At 63.0% G+C, this 17,236-nt stretch carries 17 protein-coding genes; 11 read left to right on the plus strand and 6 right to left on the minus strand.

Translation table 11 applies throughout. The features are described 5' to 3' along the window. Nucleotides 1-32 precede the first annotated feature (32 nt). The 3 genes from SMD14_RS14190 to glmS form a co-directional block, all read right to left on the minus strand. A complete protein-coding gene (locus SMD14_RS14190; RefSeq protein WP_321214047.1) occupies nt 33-1,628 on the minus strand; it encodes an NAD(P)H-hydrate dehydratase in 1,596 nt (531 codons plus the stop codon). A 29-nt stretch (nt 1,629-1,657) separates the two neighbouring features. After that, a complete protein-coding gene (locus SMD14_RS14195; protein WP_157241634.1) occupies nt 1,658-2,005 on the minus strand; it encodes a holo-ACP synthase in 348 nt (115 codons plus the stop codon). A gap of 116 nt (nt 2,006-2,121) precedes the next feature. Beyond that, entirely contained in the window at nt 2,122-4,008 is a 1,887-nt protein-coding gene (glmS, locus tag SMD14_RS14200) for a glutamine--fructose-6-phosphate transaminase (isomerizing) (protein WP_157241633.1), read from the minus strand. 116 nt (nt 4,009-4,124) lie between these two features. Here glmS and coaA point away from each other — a divergent pair, with 116 nt between their 5' ends. From coaA to mscL, 3 genes are read left to right on the plus strand one after another with little or no spacing between them, the layout of a single operon-like run. Continuing rightward, nucleotides 4,125-5,120, plus strand: coding sequence for a type I pantothenate kinase (gene coaA / locus SMD14_RS14205; RefSeq protein ID WP_321214048.1), 996 nt, complete (start codon nt 4,125-4,127; stop codon nt 5,118-5,120). 5 nt (nt 5,121-5,125) lie between these two features. Continuing rightward, complete coding sequence (locus tag SMD14_RS14210; RefSeq protein ID WP_321214049.1) at nt 5,126-6,007, plus strand: M15 family metallopeptidase; 882 nt, start codon at nt 5,126-5,128, stop codon at nt 6,005-6,007. A 24-nt stretch (nt 6,008-6,031) separates the two neighbouring features. Next, complete coding sequence (mscL, locus tag SMD14_RS14215) at nt 6,032-6,436, plus strand: large conductance mechanosensitive channel protein MscL (RefSeq protein WP_157241631.1); 405 nt, start codon at nt 6,032-6,034, stop codon at nt 6,434-6,436. A 66-nt stretch (nt 6,437-6,502) separates the two neighbouring features. Here the strand turns inward: mscL and glmM are convergent, their stop codons facing one another. Next, on the minus strand, nt 6,503-7,864 hold the full coding sequence (glmM, locus tag SMD14_RS14220; protein WP_321214050.1) for a phosphoglucosamine mutase: 1,362 nt from the start codon (nt 7,862-7,864) through the stop codon (nt 6,503-6,505). 194 nt (nt 7,865-8,058) lie between these two features. Between glmM and SMD14_RS14225 the strand changes: the two genes are divergently transcribed. The 3 genes from SMD14_RS14225 to SMD14_RS14235 all read left to right on the plus strand — a co-directional run bounded on the left by SMD14_RS14225 (nt 8,059) and on the right by SMD14_RS14235 (nt 13,035). Further along, nucleotides 8,059-9,294, plus strand: a complete 1,236-nt coding sequence (locus tag SMD14_RS14225) for a bifunctional glycosyltransferase family 2/GtrA family protein (protein WP_321214051.1) — start codon at nt 8,059-8,061, stop codon at nt 9,292-9,294. After that, on the plus strand, nt 9,291-11,168 hold the full coding sequence (locus SMD14_RS14230; RefSeq protein ID WP_321214052.1) for a glycosyltransferase family 39 protein: 1,878 nt from the start codon (nt 9,291-9,293) through the stop codon (nt 11,166-11,168). Before SMD14_RS14225 ends, SMD14_RS14230 begins: the two co-directional genes overlap by 4 nt. A gap of 244 nt (nt 11,169-11,412) precedes the next feature. Beyond that, nucleotides 11,413-13,035 (plus strand): glycosyltransferase family 39 protein, encoded by a 1,623-nt coding sequence (locus SMD14_RS14235; RefSeq protein WP_321214053.1) that lies wholly within the window; start codon nt 11,413-11,415, stop codon nt 13,033-13,035. A gap of 89 nt (nt 13,036-13,124) precedes the next feature. On the opposite strand, the gene rpsI is transcribed toward SMD14_RS14235, so the two are convergent. After that, complete coding sequence (rpsI, locus tag SMD14_RS14240) at nt 13,125-13,631, minus strand: 30S ribosomal protein S9 (protein ID WP_050684362.1); 507 nt, start codon at nt 13,629-13,631, stop codon at nt 13,125-13,127. 38 nt (nt 13,632-13,669) lie between these two features. Then, nucleotides 13,670-14,113 carry a 50S ribosomal protein L13 gene (rplM, locus tag SMD14_RS14245; RefSeq protein WP_015937805.1) on the minus strand — a complete coding sequence of 148 codons (444 nt, stop codon included), beginning with the start codon at nt 14,111-14,113 and terminating at the stop codon, nt 13,670-13,672. 325 nt (nt 14,114-14,438) lie between these two features. On the opposite strand from rplM, the gene SMD14_RS14250 reads away from it, so the two are divergent. The 5 genes from SMD14_RS14250 to SMD14_RS14270 all read left to right on the plus strand — a co-directional run bounded on the left by SMD14_RS14250 (nt 14,439) and on the right by SMD14_RS14270 (nt 17,229). Continuing rightward, nucleotides 14,439-15,074, plus strand: coding sequence for a prepilin peptidase (locus tag SMD14_RS14250; RefSeq protein WP_321214054.1), 636 nt, complete (start codon nt 14,439-14,441; stop codon nt 15,072-15,074). 278 nt (nt 15,075-15,352) lie between these two features. Further along, nucleotides 15,353-15,553, plus strand: a complete 201-nt coding sequence (locus SMD14_RS14255) for a Flp family type IVb pilin (RefSeq protein ID WP_321214055.1) — start codon at nt 15,353-15,355, stop codon at nt 15,551-15,553. 9 nt (nt 15,554-15,562) lie between these two features. Then, nucleotides 15,563-15,763, plus strand: a complete 201-nt coding sequence (locus SMD14_RS14260; protein ID WP_321214056.1) for a Flp family type IVb pilin — start codon at nt 15,563-15,565, stop codon at nt 15,761-15,763. 75 nt (nt 15,764-15,838) lie between these two features. Beyond that, nucleotides 15,839-16,231, plus strand: a complete 393-nt coding sequence (locus tag SMD14_RS14265; protein ID WP_321214057.1) for a TadE/TadG family type IV pilus assembly protein — start codon at nt 15,839-15,841, stop codon at nt 16,229-16,231. 53 nt (nt 16,232-16,284) lie between these two features. Continuing rightward, nucleotides 16,285-17,229 (plus strand): pilus assembly protein TadG-related protein, encoded by a 945-nt coding sequence (locus SMD14_RS14270; protein WP_321214058.1) that lies wholly within the window; start codon nt 16,285-16,287, stop codon nt 17,227-17,229. The last annotated feature ends 7 nt before the right edge of the window (nt 17,230-17,236 follow it).

Raw genomic sequence — 17,236 nt, forward strand, 5'->3', positions numbered from 1 at the left:
GGAGCGCCCCTACTGCCGGTGCGAACTAATGCCTACCGTAACGGCTGGCTGTGACTATTACATTTCCCGGCCCCAGAGTTACTAAGCTTGCTGACTTTACCCCACACTTCGGGTAAGGCGTCGGCAATTCCGCCAGCAGCGATCGGACCACCGGAGCACGCGTCCGACGCCGACGTGCCGGCTTTCCCGTGCAGGGCGGCTCCCAGCGCGGCAGTAGCGGCCCAGCGCGCGTCCCCGTCAGCGCCCTCCGTCCGGAAGCGTCCGACGTCGGAACCTGCCTGGGCGAGCAGCGCACCGATGACGCCGGCCAGGACGTCGCCGCTGCCGGCGGTGGCGAGCCAGGGTGTGCCGTCAGCCTGGCTGTACACGCTGCCGGAGGGTGCGGCCACCAGGGTGGTTGCGCCCTTGAGCAGCACTGTGGCCCCGGTCAGCTGCGAAGCCTGGCGGACGGCGGCCAGGGTTCCGGCTTCCACGGCTTCCCTGTCCTCCCCCCGGCCAAGGCGCCGCAGGAGCGCGGCGAGCTCGCCGGCATGCGGGGTGAGGACAACCTGCGGGGCCAGAACATCGGGAAGGGCGGGCAGGGCCCCGGCATCTGCCACGACAGGGAGCCCGGAGTCCACGGCATCACGGGCGCGCTGGAGCTGGTCATGGTCCCCGGGACCCATGCCCGAGCCCACCAGCCAGGCCTGGACGCGGTTCTCCGCAACCGTGCCGGTACTGCAGACCACTTCGGGGCAGGACTGCCGCACCAGGTCAGCGACTTCGGGCGGACCGAGGTAGCGGACCATCCCCACCCCGGCGGCGAGCGCACCCCGGCAGGCCAGGACGGCGGCGCCCGGATAATCAGCGGACCCTGCCACCACTCCCAGCACCCCGCGCGAATACTTGTGGGCCCGGCGGGCAGGGCGCGGGAGGATCCTGGCCATGTCCACTTCTTCGAGCCGGCGCAGCAACGGTTCGGGCAGGTGTTCCTCGATGCCGATCGGCACTACCTCCACCCTGCCGGCAAAGTCGGCGCCCGGGTCGGCCAGCAGGCCCGCCTTGGCGCCGCCGAACGTGACGGTCAGGTCAGCGGGCAGCACAGGCCGGGACACTTCCCCGGTGTCGGCGTCCACGCCGCTGGGAAGGTCGCAGGCCACAACAAAGTTCTTTCCGGCGCCGTCAGCCCTGAGCTCGGCGAGGGCGGCCACGAGGCCGGCAGCACTTCCCCGCAGCCCGCCTTGCGCACCTGTGCCCAGCACGGCATCGATCACGACGTCGGCGCAGGCCGTTTCTGCCGCAAGTTTCCCGGGTGCCGCTTCGGAGAGGCGGCGGACCCGGCCGCCGGCGCGCTCAAAGGCAGCCAACGCCAGTGCGTGGGCGGAATCCCCGGTGAGGACCGCCGTCGTCCGCACGCCCCGGGCCGCAAGGAACGAGGCCGCGTACAGCCCGTCCCCGCCGTTGTTGCCCTTGCCGGCCAGCACTGCGACGCTGGCACCGTAAACGCGGCGGCCGCGGGTTTTGAGCTCGGCGAAGACCGCGTTGGCCAGGCCGTGGGCGGCGCGCTGCATGAGGGCGTCCCCCAGGCCGGAGGCGAGGAGCGGTTCCTCGGCCTGCCGGACCTGGGTGCCGGTGTAGGCGCTGATCAACGTGTCAGTCCCGTGACGGCCGGAGCCGCTCAGCCTTCGGCCAGGACCGTCGCAGTGGCGATGCCGCCGTCGTGGCTCATGGAGAGGTGCCAGCGCTTGACGCCCTTCGCCTCTGCCACGGCCAGCACGGTGCCCTTCACCTGGACGGTGGGCCCGTTGTGGTCCAGGCCGATCCAGCAGTCCTGCCAGTTCATGCCGGCCGGCGCGCCCAGGACCTTGGCCACAGCCTCCTTCGCGGCAAACCGCGCGGCGAGGGACCGGGTGTTCAGCTCCCGCTCAGCCGGAACGAACAGCCGGTCCCGGAGGCCGGGGGTGCGCTCAAGCTGGCGGCCGAACCGCTCGATGTCTACAACGTCTACGCCAATGCCAACAATCATGCGGCTTATTCTACGGTGACGCCCCCGGGCTGCCGCCTATGCCGGGCCGGAGCACATGCTTAAAAGCTGAAGCCCCGGGCTCTGTGCCCGGGGCTTCAGCTCTAAATCAGGTCCAGTTACTCGACGGTGACGCTCTTGGCGAGGTTGCGGGGCTGGTCCACGTCGTAGCCCTTTGCCTGGGCCAGTTCCGCGGCGAAGATCTGCAGCGGGACGGTGGTCAGCAGCGGCATCAGCAGCGTCGGGGTTTCCGGGACGTAGAAAACGTGCTCGGCGTAGGCCTTGACCGCTTCGTCGCCTTCCTCGGCGATGACCAGGGTGCGGGCGCCGCGGGCGCGGACTTCCTGGATGTTGGACACCACCTTGGCGTGCAGGGAATCACGGCCGCGCGGGGACGGGACCACCACGAACACCGGCTGGCCTTCATCGATCAGGGCAATCGGGCCGTGCTTGAGCTCACCGGCGGCGAAGCCCTCGGCATGGATGTACGCGATTTCCTTCAGCTTCAGCGCACCCTCCAGGGCCACCGGATAGCCCACGTGGCGGCCCAGGAACAGCACCGACTTCTCGTTGGCCATGCTCCGGGCCAGCTCGCGGAGCGGGCCGGCGTTGTCCAGGATCTTCTGGATCTTCGCCGGGATCTTGTTCAGGTCCGCGAGGACGTCCTTGATCTGGCCGGAGAAGATGTTCCCGCGCAGCTGCGCCAGGTACAGGCCCAGCAGGTACGCGGCGGTGATCTGGGCCAGGAACGCCTTGGTGGAGGCCACCGCGATCTCCGGGCCGGCGTGCGTGTAGAGCACGGCGTCGGACTCGCGCGGGATGGTGGAACCGTTGGTGTTGCAGATCGAGATGGTCTTGGCGCCCTGTTCCCGGGCGTAGCGGACGGCCATCAGGGTATCCATGGTTTCCCCGGACTGGCTGATGGACACCACCAGGGTGTTCGCATCCAGGATCGGGTCCCGGTAGCGGAACTCGTGCGCGAGCTCCACCTCGGTGGGGATCCGGCACCAGTTCTCGATCGCGTACTTCGCCACCATGCCCGCGTACGCCGCGGTGCCGCAGGCCAACACGATGATCTTGTTGACCTGCTTCAGCAGCGCCGGGTCGATCCGCAGCTCATCCAGGGTCAGCTTGTGGTTGATGTCCGAGCGGCCCAGCAGGGTCTGCGCCACGGCGTCCGGCTGGTCATGGATTTCCTTCTCCATGAACGAGCTGAACCCGCCCTTTTCGGCGGACGCCGGGTCCCAGTCCACGTGGTATTCCTTGCCCGCGGCCGGGTTGCCGTAGAAGTCGGTGATCTCCACCGTGTCCGCGGTGATGGTGACGATCTGGTCCTGGCCCAGCTCCACCGCCCGGCGGGTGTAGTCGATGAACCCGGACACGTCCGAGCCGAGGAAGTTCTCCCCCTCACCCAGGCCCACCACCAGGGGCGAGTTGCGGCGGGCGGCCACCACGACGTCGGGCTGGTCGGCGTGGACCGCGAGGAGCGTGAACGCACCCTCAAGGCGCTGGCAGGCGAGCTCCATGGCGCGGGTCAGGCCGCCGTCGGACGCGTCCCCGCCGAGCTTGTTCCGGAAAATGTCGCCCAGCAGCGCCGCAGCCACCTCGGTGTCCGTCTCGGACAGGAACGTGACGCCCTTGTCCAGCAGCTCCTGCTTGAGCTCGGCAAAGTTTTCGATGATGCCGTTGTGGATCACGGCAAGCCTGCCCTCATCGGCCAGGTGCGGGTGCGCATTCCGGTCCGTCGGCCCGCCGTGCGTGGCCCAGCGGGTGTGGCCGATCCCGGTCATCGTCTCCGGCAGCGGACGCGCCTCCAGCTCAGCAATCAGGTTGCTCAGCTTCCCGGACTTCTTCCGGGACTCGATCACGCCCTTGGACACCACAGCCACCCCCGCGGAGTCGTAGCCCCGGTACTCCAGGCGGCGCAGCCCCTCAAGGACAACATCCAACGCACTGTGACTTCCGCCGTTACCAGAACGGCCCACATAACCCACGATTCCACACATAGGCTCAAGACTATCGGCAGGGGTGCCCTACATCTAAACCGGGACACTCTGTACGGGCTGTGATCCGCGGCGCTCATAGCCGCTGCTGCCGCGCTCAAATCCGCTTCCATTTCGCTATGTGCCGGGCGAGGGGCAGAATCACTAACGTGACTTTGCAACGCAACGAGGCGAACGGAGAGGGTGTCTCCCCGTTCGTGGAGCTGGACCGGCAGACCTGGTCCCGGCTCGCAGACGAGATGGAACAGCCTCTTAACCAAGAGGACATCATCCGTCTCCGCGGCCTCGGGGATCCTTTGGACATGAAGGAGATCCGCGAGGTCTACCTTCCCCTGTCGCGGCTCCTGCACCTGTACGTCGAGGCTGCCGGGCAGCTGCACGCCGCCACCACCACGTTCCTGGGTGAGCACACCCAGCGCACGCCGTTTGTGATCGGCGTGGCGGGGTCCGTGGCGGTGGGCAAGTCGACCATTGCGCGCGTGCTCCGGGAGATGCTGCGGCGCTGGCCCGGCACCCCCAACGTGGAACTCATCACGACGGACGGCTTCCTTTATCCGCTGGCGGAGCTGAAGCGGCGGCAGCTGCTGGAGCGCAAGGGCTTCCCGGAGTCGTACGACCGGCGCGCCCTGCTGCGTTTCGTGAGTGAGATCAAGAGCGGCGCCGAGGAAGTGCGCGCCCCGTGGTACTCGCACGTGACATACGACATCGTTCCGGACAAGGAAGTGGTGGTGCGCCGGCCCGATGTCCTGATTGTTGAGGGGCTGAACGTGCTGGCCCCGGCGCGGCCGCGGCACGACGGCCGCCAGGGCCTGGCCTTGAGCGACTTCTTCGACTTCTCCATCTACGTGGATGCCAAGACTTCCTACATCGAGGAATGGTACGTGGACCGGTTCCGCAAGCTGCGGAGCACGGCGTTTGCCCAGCCGGAATCGTACTTCCACCGCTACGCCACGTTGTCCGACGAAGAAGCTGAGGTCACCGCGCGGGACATCTGGAAGCGCATCAACGAGCCCAACCTGGAAGAAAACGTCCTTCCCACCCGGGGCCGTGCGCAGCTGGTGCTGACGAAGGAGGCGGACCACTCGATCCGCCGGATGCTGCTCCGGAAGGTTTAACTCAGGTGTGCCACAACTGCTCGCCCGGTGCGGCTGTCCCCCCGGTTGAATCAGGGGCGCCCAGCCGGCGCAGCTTCACCCGGTTCCTGGCAGCCGGCGCAGGACTGACTGTTTTGGCAGCGTGCACGCCGGAGGCACCCGCGGCGGTGGCGCCGTCGTCCACCTCCCCCGCGGGCGGTGCCCCCGCACCCGCCCCGGAAAGCACGACGGCGGCGCCCCCCACCGAGGTTGCCGCACCTGCCGCTCCGTCCCCCGCGCCGTCGCCCTCCGCAGTGCTGCCGGGGCAGTTCTCGCTCACAGACCCCGCGAGCCCCTGGCTGGTGGTCAACAAGCACCGCCCCCTGGTCCCGGCCGACTACGTCCCGGCTGATTTGGTGCCGCCTGCCGTCGCAATGACCGCGTCCGGCGAGGCAGCGCTGCTGAACAGCACGACGGCGGCGGCTGCGGAGGCGATGTTCGCCGCTGCCGGGCGGGACGGCGTGGCGATGGTCCTGGCCAGCGGGTACCGCTCGTACGGCACGCAGGTGGGGACCTACAACAACTACGTCGCTGCGCGGGGGCAGGCCGACGCGGACACGGCCAGTGCGCGCCCTGGCTACTCGGAACACCAGACGGGCTGGGCGTTCGACATCGTCGACGGCGGGGGCGCGTGCAGTTTCCAGCCGTGCTTTGCCGACCAGCCCGCCGCCGTGTGGGCCAAGGCGAACGGGCACCGGTTCGGCTTCGTGGTGCGGTACCCGTGGATGTTCCACCCCGTCACGGGGTACTACTACGAGCCGTGGCACCTGCGGTATGTCGGCGTGGAGGCGGCCACGGACATGGTTGCGCGCGGGATTTTCACGCTCGAGGAGTACTTCGGCGTGGAGGCGGCGCCGGGCTACCCATAAGGCAACTGCGCTAGTTTGGTTCCTATGCTGACTGGATTCAAGAACTTCATCATGAAGGGCAACGTCGTTGACCTTGCCGTCGCCGTGGTTATCGGCACCGCCTTCGGCGCGGTGGTGACTGCTTTGGTGAACAAAGTGCTCATGCCGTTCATCGCCGGGCTGACCGGTTCACCCAACTTTGACAGCTTCGCCAAGATTGACTTCAACGGGAACGCCATCGAGTTTGGCGTCCTGCTGACGGCGATCGTCAATTTCCTGTTGATCTCGGCCGCCATCTACTTCGTGGTGGTGATGCCCATGAACCTCATGGTGGAACGCCGCAACCGCAGGCTGGGGATCGGCCAGGACGTTAAAAAGGAGTCCGCGGAAGACCCGCAGATCGCGTTGCTTACCGAAATCCGGGACGCCCTCAAAACCCGCTCTTCCTAGCCACATTCCAGACGAAAGTGGCCCGTTTCCTTTTGGAAACGGGCCACTTCTTGTTATGTCGGTTTGTTACTCGCTGACCAGTTCCAGGGCGAGCTCGGTGCGCACCACCTGGGCCAGGTGTTCGGCGATGGACTGGGCTGTATCTTCGTCGGCTGCCTCCACCATCACGCGCACGACGGGCTCGGTGCCGGAGGGGCGGAGCAGGACGCGGCCAGTCTCGCCGAGGGCGGCCTCTGCCGCCGCCACGGCCTGGGCCAGGACTTCGTTCCTGCCCACCCGTGTGCGGTCAACGCCCTTGACGTTGATGAGCACCTGGGGAAGCTTGGTCATCACGGTGGCCAGTTCCTTGAGCGGCTTTCCGGTCAGGGCGATCTGGGCCGCCAGTTGCAGGCCGGTCAGGACGCCGTCGCCCGTGGTGGCATGGTCGGCGAAGATTACGTGCCCGGACTGTTCTCCGCCCAGGTTGAAGCCGCCGTCGCGCATTTCCTCCAGGACGTAACGGTCCCCCACGGCCGTTTCGCGGATGTTGATGCCCGCGTTGCGGAGCGCGATCTTGAGGCCGAGGTTGCTCATGACCGTGGCCACCAGGACGTCGTCCTTGAGTTTGCCGGACTTTTTCAGGGCAACTGCGAGGATGGCCATGATCTGGTCGCCGTCCACCTCGTTGCCCTCGTGGTCCACCGCGAGGCAGCGGTCGGCGTCGCCGTCGTGGGCAATACCGAGGTCGGCCTGGTATTTGACCACTGCTTCCTTGAGCGGGCCAAGATGCGTGGAGCCGACGCCGTCGTTGATGTTGTGGCCGTCGGGTTCGGCGCCGATGACGACGACGTCCGCGCCGGCGTCCTTGAAGACCTGGGGTGAGCAGCCGCTGGCGGCGCCGTGCGCGCAGTCCAGGACCACCTTGATGCCCTCGAGGTTGTGCGGCAGCGTGCGCAGGAGGTGGACGATGTAGCGGTCCTCGGCGTCGGAGAAGCGCTGGATCCGGCCCACATCAGCGCCGGTGGGCCGCACCGCTTCCTTGGACATCTGCGCCTCGATGGCATTCTCAACGTCGTCCGGCAGTTTCTGGCCGCCGCGGGCAAAGAACTTGATGCCGTTGTCCGGTGCGGGGTTGTGGGAGGCAGAGATCATCACGCCGAAATCTGCGTCCAGGTCAGCGACCAGGTAGGCCGCCGCGGGCGTGGGGAGGACGCCGGCGTCGTAGACGTCCACGCCTGAGCTTGAGAGCCCGGCTTCCACGGCAGCGGCGATGAACTCGCCGCTGGCCCGCGGGTCACGCGCCACCACGGCGCGCGGCCGCGTCCCGTTGGAGTTGCGGTCGTGGCCGAGCACGACGGCGGCCGCCTGGGCCAGCTGCAGCGCCAGCTCAGCAGTCAACAGGCCGTTCGCCAGTCCCCGGACACCATCAGTTCCAAATAATCTAGACACCGGTCAAGTCTAGAGGATGGGTTCGGGCCGGGGCGCGTTGGACGGACTCGCGCGACGTTTCTACTTGTTGGCGGGAGGCCAAGTACCTAGGTGCCATCAGGGCCAATTACTGGGACTACTTGGTTTATTTGGCCGGTACCTGTCTTTGCCCAAAAGCCTCGCCACGGCCATTTCGTCGCCCCTACGATCCATGCATGACACCTAGCTATGGGGGCTTGGCGCTCGAAATTGTTGTACCGGTCTTCAACGAAGAAGCGGTACTCGAAAGCAGCATCACGAGGCTCGCCGAATATCTGACGCACGAAATGCCGTCGGCGTGGAAAATCACGATCGCCGACAATGCAAGCACCGATCGGACTCCGGTGATTGCCGCTCGGCTCAGCGAGCACATGCCGAACGTTGAATACCGACGCCTTGAAGTCAAGGGACGCGGCTACGCCCTCAGGGATGCGTGGGGCGCATCTGAAGCAAAGGTCTTAGCGTACCTGGACGTAGACTTGTCCACCGATCTTGCGGCCTTGCCCCCTTTGGTTGCTCCCTTGCTGTCGGGGCATTCGGACATTTCCATTGGCACCCGGCTGGGGCAAAGCTCCCGGGTAAGCCGGGGACCCAAGCGTGAATTCATATCCAGGTCCTACAATCTTCTGCTGCGCCGGACAATGCAGGTGCGCTTTTCGGATGCGCAGTGTGGATTCAAGGCCATTCGTGCTGACGTAGCCAAGCGCCTCCTGCCGCATGTGGAGGACAACGGCTGGTTCTTCGACACCGAGCTCCTGATAATTGCGGAGCGTTCTGGTCTCCGGATTCACGAAATCCCTGTTGACTGGGTGGACGACCCCGACAGCCGGGTGGATATCAAGCAGACCGCCCTGGATGATCTGAGGGGCATGGTGCGCGTGGCAGGCTCCCTGGTAAAAGGGGTAATTCCCGTCCAAGCGATATACGCCGAACTGGGGCGCCGTCCCATTGTTCCGGAGAGCCGACCAAGCTTCTTCGGCCAGGTCCTTCGCTTCGGCATGGTTGGCGCGGTGTCAACCTTGGCCTTCGCGTTGCTTTACCTGGTTCTGCAGGGTCCCTTCGGGGCGCAGGAAGCAAACTTCTTGTCCCTGCTTATGACGGCCGTGGGCAACACGGCGGCCAACCGCCGGTTCACGTTCGGCATCAGCGGACCGGCGAAGCTGTTCACCCAGCAGTTCCAGGGTTTGATGGTGTTCCTGCTGGCCTGGACAATCACGTCGTCATCCCTGCTGGTTCTGCACGCCGTAAACCCAGATGCAGCACCGAATCTGGAACTGCTGACCCTGACGGCGGCTAATATCTTCGCCACTCTGCTGAGGTTTATCCTCTTGAGGCTCTGGGTGTTTAGGGTGCGGCAAGGAGAACAGGCGGCCGTACGTGGACTGCGTCCTGCCGGGGAACCTGTCCGGTGAGTGTGGCCGAGGCCAGCCGTGCCGCGGCTCCTTCAACGGTCCGTGGCGTCCGCACGCCACTGCCGTGGGAGTACATCGGGCTTGCCGCCCTCCTCACCGCCACAGCAGCAACATTCCTCTGGGGACTGGACAGGAACGGATGGGCCAACCCGTACTACTCCGCCGCAGCACAAGCCGGCTCCCAGGACTGGAAAGCCTTCTTCTATGGCTCCCTCGACGCCGGCAACCTCATCACCGTAGACAAGCCGCCCCTGAGCATCTGGATCATGTCCCTCTCAGTCCGACTCTTCGGACTGAACTCCTGGGCCCTGCTCGTACCCCAAGCACTTATGGGCGTCGCCACCACGTGGCTGATCTACAAAATCATCCGCCGCAGCCACTCCGCCGCACCCGCCCTCCTCGGCGGCCTGATCTACGCGACCACTCCCGTCGTTGTCCTCATGTCCCGGTACAACAACCCCGAACCGCTTATGGGTCTGCTGACCGTCGCAGCGGTCTACTTCGTCATGCGGGCCACCGAAGACAACCGCTGGACCTGGTACCTGCTCGCCGGCACTTCACTCGGACTGGGCTTCATGGCCAAGCAGATCCAAGCCTTCCTACCCATCCCCGCCCTCATTCTCGCCGTCCTGCTCTTCGGCGCGGGAACCATGGCATCCCGGTTCCTCCGGCTCCTCGCTTCGCTCGCCGCACTGGTCATCAGCGGCGGCTGGTGGATGACGATAGTCGAGCTCACACCCGCCGCCAACCGACCTTACGTCGGCGGATCCGCAACCAACAGCATCCTCGAACTCACCCTCGACTACAACGGCCTCGCACGATTCTTGCGTTTCAGCGCTGATCCTCAAACAGCGCCCGCAGCTCCGGGACCTGCCCCAGAGTACGACGGCGGGCTAAGCCGCCTGTTTAACGCAAACTTTGCTCCTGAGGGGGCGTGGCTCCTCTTTGCCGCGGCGACGTGCTCGCTGGCTTTGATACTGCTTTGGCAGCAGGCTGGCGGAAGCCGGACCGCGAAAGCATTGATCACCTGTGCCGTGCTTTGGCTCCTCACCGCCTACGTGGTGTTGAGTTTCATGGGCACCATGACACACACCTACTACGTATTTTCACTCGCGGCGCCGATGGCTGTAGTTGTTGCGTTGGGAACGCAGTTGCTGTGGAGCCAACGGCAGCGGATTGTGCCCCGGTGCTTAGGGGCGGTCCTCCTTGCCGGGACCGGGTACATGGCAATTCGTATTTTCCAATACAGCGATGCTTGGGGGGCCTGGCCCGCTGTTCTGCTTGGCGTAACGCTCCTGGCTGTGGTGGGGTGGCTGTTCCTCCGGCCACGATACTTAGAGCTTCTTGCCTTGGCGATGGTATCTATGGCCTTGGTGCTCGGCCCACTCGCGACAGACGTGATAACGCTATCCAAACCACACTCCGGAACTAATCCCCTTTCAGGACCAGTCGGGAACAATTTGGGCTCCCTATCGGCCCACTTGGACGCCGCCCGCCGAGGTGACCCGCCGCTTGCTAGACATCTGGGATTCGGTGTTGAGCCGTCTCACGAAATCACGTCGCTTCTTCGCGATTCTTCGCCGTCGACATGGGCCGCCGCAACATATACCGCGCAGAACGCAGCACAATATCAGCTCGCGTCCGAACGGCCCGTTATTGCCCTGGGAGGCTGGCTGGGCAACGACCCCGCACCAACGATCGACCAATTCAAAGCGTTCGTGCAGGAAGGAAAGATCACCTACTTCATTTGGCAACAGCCAATCCTTGATGAAGTACCGCTAGGAAGCGACGCCAGGGCCATAACCGACTGGGTTCATTCCAATTTCAAGGGGGAGGTTATCGATGGAGTCACGATCTACGATCTTAGGCAGTAGGGAGGCCTTCCGGCCAAAACAGGGCGTAGTCGCCCGCGGGCGATGGGAAAAATACTGTCTGGCCGGGATTCTGTCACTTGCCGCTATCTCGTATTCCTGGGCCCTTGGAGCAAACGGCTGGGCAAATGCGTACTATTCGGCAGCAGTCCAGTCCGGTCTTCATGATCCCTCTGCATTCTTGTTTGGTTCCGCCGACTGGGGCAATTCCATAACAGTGGACAAGCCTCCCTTGAGCCTTTGGATCATGGGACTCTCTGTCCGCCTTTTCGGGCTGAATACCTGGGCTATGCTGCTCCCACAAGCGGCACTGACGCTTGGCAGTGCCGCGCTCCTTTACACAATGACGCGCCGTCACCTCCCTGCGACAGTCGCCCTACTCTCGACTGCTGTCTTTGCCGCGACACCCATCACCTTGCTGCTCGCCCGCTACAACAATCCTGACCCTCTTATGGTTCTTCTGATGCTCTGCGCACTCCATGCGGGCATCAAAGCGACCGAATCATGCCAGGGCCGCCACTTATATCTCAGTGCAGGATTTCTCTCCCTCGGGTTCATGGCGAAACAACTGCAAGCTTTCCTGGTGCTTCCCTCGATCGTCCTGGTCTTCTGTGTCTTTTCGATTGTGATTTGGCGTGCGCGCCTCTTGTCGCTTGTCGCCGCAGGACTAATGCTCATCTCCGGGTCGCTTGCGTGGCCACTGATAGTGGACATAGTTGATCCAAGACGCCGCCCCTACATAGGCGGTTCCTCGAGCAACAGCATGGTCGAACTGACGTTGGGCTATAACGGCGTCGATCGTGTTCTAAAACGCGAAAATGATCCATGGTCAGCTCTCCTGCCGGAAAGCATGAGAACAGTAGAGACAGACTCCGGATTCTTCCGGCTCTTCAACGGAAACTATGGGCAGGAGATTGGCTGGCTTTTGCTACCGGCGCTGCTGTCAAGTTTGGCAGTTCTCACTTGCGTTGTGAAAAAGAAATACACGAGGGAAAAATCAGTATTTGCTGTAGCCGCAGCATCCTGGCTTTTGCTCACCTACTTGGTACTCAGCTTTATGGGAAGCAGTTTTCACTCCTACTACACCGCGTCCCTGGCCGCGCCTTTGGCACTATGCCTTGGCTTGGGCATGGAACTCGTGCTTGGGAGCGGGAGAACGCTATGGAGCCGTCTTTTTGTTTTCTTAGGCATGCTGATCAGCGCCGTCTTCTCCCATGCCATGTGGCAAATAAGCGATGCCTATCCGCAGTGGATTGGCCAACTATTGCTCTATATTGGCCTATCTGCGAGTGTCCTGGTGCTGATCCCGCCGCCGGCAAAATGGGTCATCCCTGCGGCCTCATGGTTGGTGTTATGCACCCTTATGGTCGGGCCCATATTTTGCTCCGTGATCACAGTGGGTTCTCCCCAAACTGGCTCAAATCCGTTGTCCGGGGGCATCTCCTCCAACCCAAATACGCTGAGTCGGTTTATGGCAGGGGCCAAGTCATTGGATCCGGCATGGGCAACAGGACTCGCCATCGGAAATGCGCCCGGGTCGTCCCTTAAACCCGTGCTTGAAAGCTCCAATTCTTCATGTACGTGGGCTGCGGCGACCTATCCGGGCCAAACTGCAGCCCGCTTCCAACTCGAGACAAACCGTCCGATCATGCCGTTGGGTGGGTTCGCCGCTACCGACCCAAGTCCTACCTTGGAACAATTCCAAGATTGGGTAGCTGGAGGTCGGCTCTGCTACTTGGTAGTTCAACCTGAGCAGCTCAAGGTCCCAGGCAACAGTGCAGAACTATTGGCCATCCATGAGTGGGTGCAGGGCGCATTTGACCCAGAAGTAATAGAAGGATTCACGGTTTATCGCCTGACCCGGGACTAGCCTGTCGGCGCCTACCATCCCACCTGCCGTCCAATTGCACGAAGAAGCCCGCCCCGCCAAAGGCGGGACGGGCTTCTGTGCAGGCGGATTTAGCGCTTGGAGTACTGCTGGGCCTTGCGGGCCTTCTTGAGACCGGCCTTCTTACGCTCGATGACGCGGGCGTCACGGGAGAGGTAACCGGCCTTCTTCAGGGTGGCGCGGTTGTTCTCGACGTCGATCTCGTTCAGGGAACGGGCGATGCCGAGGCGCAGGGCGCCGGCCTGGCCGGAGATGCCGCCGCCGTGGATGCGGGCGATGACGTCGTAGGCGCCTTCGAGATCAAGGATCTTGAAGGGCTCGTTGACGTCCTGCTGGTGCAGCTTGTTCGGGAAGTAGTTGTCCAGCGCACGGCCGTTGATGGTCCACTTGCCGGAGCCGGGGACAACGCGAACGCGTGCAACAGCTTCCTTGCGGCGGCCAACAGCTGCGCCGGCGACGGTCAGTGCCGGGCGCTCCTTCTTCGGCGCAGCAGCGTCGGCTGCTGAGCTTTCAGAGGTGTAGCTGGTCAGGGTTTCCTCAGCCTCAACGGCTTCGGTGGTCTCTTCGTTCTGAGCCACGATTCTCCTTGTATAGATAAGTTGTTTGGTGGCCAGGACTACTGGGCGACCTGGGTGATTTCGAAAGTCTTGGGCTGCTGGGCGGCGTGCGGGTGCTCAGCACCGCGGTACACCTTCAGCTTGCCGAGCTGCTGGGCAGCGAGGGAGTTCTTGGGGAGCATGCCCTTGATGGCCTTCTCCACGGCGCGGACCGGGTTGGACTCCAGGAGTTCCGCGTAGTTGACGGAGGTCAGGCCGCCCGGGTAGCCGGAGTGGCGGTATGCGCGCTTCTGCTCCAGCTTGGCGCCGGTCAGGGCGACCTTCTCAGCGTTGATGATGATGACGAAGTCGCCCATGTCCATGTGGGACGCAAAGGTGGCCTTGTGCTTGCCGCGCAGCAGGATTGCGGTCTGGCTCGCGAGACGACCAAGGACAACGTCTGTGGCGTCAATGACGTGCCACTGGCGGTTGATATCGCCGGGCTTCGGGGTGTACGTACGCACGGTGTTTGCCTCGTTCTTGTTCTGGCGTTCTTGTTTAGGTGTCACTAGCTCGTGCACCTACTATCTGCGCGCTACCGGAACAGAGGTGAGGGCTCTATGTAACCAGTCATCCTTTGCTTCCGAATGTGCACGTTGAGTAGTCATCCTGCAACCGGATTCTCAAGCGGGCACGCACCATCGGAATAGGACACGCACAACGACTACCAAGATTAGCGCGTTAAGGGGTTCAGGGTCAAAATGGGGTAGCCGGACGCTGGTGCGTGCCGAGCCGGATCGATGTTCGCAGGGGGACACAGTGCATTCTTGGGTCAACGATGGGTCCGCTGTGTGGCTTTTCGTCGTCGGAGCCGGCGTGCTTGGCGGCATCCTCTCCCCTGCCGCGGAGGTTGCCATCGCCCGCTTCCTGCCCAGGGCAGGAATCCGCCCCAGCATCCCTGTCCAAATTACGACGGCGGCAATTACCTTCGCAGCGTGCGCGGCCTTTTCCCTTCGCTTGGGAATTACCTTAAGCCTGCCCGCTTTTCTATTCTTGGCGGTTATGGGTACGCAGCTGGGGCGAATTGACGTAGCCCGGCACCTGCTGCCCAACCCACTTGTCTTAACGCTTCTTATTGGCGGCCTCCTCCTGTTAATGCTGCCGGCCCTATTCGATAATCAAGCTGGTGCACTCGGGCGAGCACTTGCTGGCGGCTTGATTTTGTTCTTCGCGTACCTGATTCTGGCGCTGATTTCACCCGCGGGCATCGGGATGGGCGACGTTAAGCTCGCTGCCCCCATAGGCCTCTACCTCGGGTACCTAGGCTGGACCCAGCTTCTCTACGGGGGGCTCCTGGGCTTCATTATCAACGGACTGGTCTCGGCGCTGGCCGCCGGCAGAAACCGCCGGATTACCGGGGCAGAAGTGGCGCACGGTCCATCCATGCTGCTCGCGACCACCGTCGTCGCACTTTTCGTCATCTAGTTAGATTCGGGCTTCATTGCCCGTCCCACTCCGCCGAGGCACGGGGTCCCCCAAGTAGTCGACGTCGGCAAACGGCCGGCTTCTGAGTACAGCGACCTCCATCTGAGTACGGCCACATCCGGCCTGGAAAAAAATTCGAGTACAACTACGCATTGTTGCCCTTCCCCCTCACTGACAATCTTTTCTTAGCGAAGTCCAGCCGCTAAAGAATTATGGGGGCAGCTGGAAATTCGTTGAAATCAAATACACCCTATTTCACCGAATTAAAGGAAATTACAATGACTTCACTTATGGTCTCGATGATGGCATTCGTTGCCGGCGTCAAGGATCGTTTCTCTTCTGAGAAGGGCGCCACCGCGACAGAGTACTCCCTCCTCGTCGCCTTTATCGCCCTCCTCATCATCATTGGCGTCACCGCCTTCGGAACCGCGCTGAACAACTGGTTCTCCACCCTCGGCTCCCGCGTCGGCACCTGGTAAGGACCTGAAATGACTTCACTCATGGTCTCCGTGCTTGCCTTCGTAGCTGGCGTCAAGGAGCGGATCTCTTCGGAAAAGGGCGCTACCGCAACAGAGTATTCGCTGCTCGTTGCGTTTATCGCGCTCCTCATCATCATCGGCGTCACCGCCTTCGGAACGGCCTTGAACAACTGGTTCTCCAGCCTGGGCTCCACCGTCGGCACCTGGTAGTCGAAACCCTCTTGAATGTGCCGCGCGTCGAACCGCGCGGCACATTCAAAAATCCAACCATCCTCGGGGGATCCGTTGAAGAAGATCTTCGTGAAAGACACGGAAAACAAGAGCCGTGGCGCCATCGCGGTGGAGTTTGCTTTAGTCGCTCCCGTGTTGCTGGCGCTCGTTGTCGGCATCGTGGAGTTTGCCAACGCCTACAACGCCCAAATATCTGTCACCCAGGCTGCGCGTGAAGCTGCCCGTGGGATGGCGGTTAAGAACAGTCAAACGGACGCCAAAGCAGCGGCGGTCGCTGGTGCCCCCGGAGTCAACTCGGCAGCGTTCGCGTATTCGTTCAGCCCCGCATCCTGCGCGCCCAACGCTACAGCCAAGGTGACCATCACTTACCCGGCTGCAACGCTAACGGGGCTTTTTGGCAGCTCAGTAACGCTTACCGGCGTAGGAGCGATGAGATGCAACGGATAGTCAAGGACCACAAGGATCACGAGAGGGGAGCTGCCGGGGTCATGGTGGCGGTCATGATGATCGTCCTCATCGGCGCCGGCGCCTTGGCCGTCGATACGGGGCAGATTTACGCCGAACGCGCCCAACTGCAAAACGCAGCGGATGCCGGCGCCCTTGCTGGTGTGGACATCTGTTCCGAAGCCGGGGGCTGCACGCAAGCGGACGCAAATGCGGTGGCCGAGGCCCTTGCCGACAGCAACTCCAACGACAACAAGTCCACGGTTCAGAGCGTGGACCTTTCTGTCCCAGGGGAGGTGACTGTCACCACATCCACGAAGGACGGGACCACGAACGCAGGCTTCCTCACCAAGATGTTTGCCAGCGCCTTAAACGCCCCGGCAGCCACGGTAGGAGCAACGGCCACGGCTAAATGGTTGTACCCAACTAAGGGAATCACGGTCCTCCCCCTGACATTTGCCCCCTGCGAGTTCAAGGATGACGGGCTTCCTCACAAAATTCTGATCCAGGGCGGGGCGCAGGACTGCAATGGCCTCAACCCGTCGAACCAGATCATTCCTGGTGGTTTCGCATGGCTTAATCCCGATGGCTCGACAGGATGCAATGTCACAGCGGAAATCGGCCAATGGAGCAAAACAAGCGCAGGAGCCGCAGTCCCTAATGGATGCATTGACCTCTTCAACCCCTCTCTGAACCCTTCGCTGGCGGGGTCCACAGTGGCACTGCCCGTCTACAAATACACCTGCGATGGAATGCCCGCTGCGCAGTTCGGCACCTGCAACGGCAGTTCCGTCCAGTACTTCATCGAAAAATGGGCCGGCTTCAAAATCCAGGCCTGGAACTTGTCCGGTCAGGCCAAATATGACCCGACCCCAGTGTTCAGCGGAAGCGAGAAAGGCCTTTACGGCACCTTCGTCGGTTACTCCGCAGATCCCAACCTCTTCACCGGAGGAACAACCACACCCACGGGCAACGTCGTTGTCCTGGGGCTGATCAAGTAAGCATCAT

Source organism: Pseudarthrobacter oxydans (assembly GCF_034258515.1).
Taxonomy (GTDB): domain Bacteria; phylum Actinomycetota; class Actinomycetes; order Actinomycetales; family Micrococcaceae; genus Arthrobacter.

Coding starts and splice junctions, on each gene's coding strand:
- SMD14_RS14195 (WP_157241634.1), bottom strand. CDS start 2,005: ATGATTGTTGGCATTGGCGTAGACGTTGTAGACATCGAGCGGTTCGGC.
- glmS (WP_157241633.1), bottom strand. CDS start 4,008: ATGTGTGGAATCGTGGGTTATGTGGGCCGTTCTGGTAACGGCGGAAGT.
- coaA (WP_321214048.1), top strand. CDS start 4,125: ATGTGCCGGGCGAGGGGCAGAATCACTAACGTGACTTTGCAACGCAAC.
- mscL (WP_157241631.1), top strand. CDS start 6,032: ATGCTGACTGGATTCAAGAACTTCATCATGAAGGGCAACGTCGTTGAC.
- SMD14_RS14225 (WP_321214051.1), top strand. CDS start 8,059: ATGACACCTAGCTATGGGGGCTTGGCGCTCGAAATTGTTGTACCGGTC.
- SMD14_RS14235 (WP_321214053.1), top strand. CDS start 11,413: ATGGGACTCTCTGTCCGCCTTTTCGGGCTGAATACCTGGGCTATGCTG.
- SMD14_RS14255 (WP_321214055.1), top strand. CDS start 15,353: ATGACTTCACTTATGGTCTCGATGATGGCATTCGTTGCCGGCGTCAAG.
- SMD14_RS14260 (WP_321214056.1), top strand. CDS start 15,563: ATGACTTCACTCATGGTCTCCGTGCTTGCCTTCGTAGCTGGCGTCAAG.
- SMD14_RS14270 (WP_321214058.1), top strand. CDS start 16,285: ATGATGATCGTCCTCATCGGCGCCGGCGCCTTGGCCGTCGATACGGGG.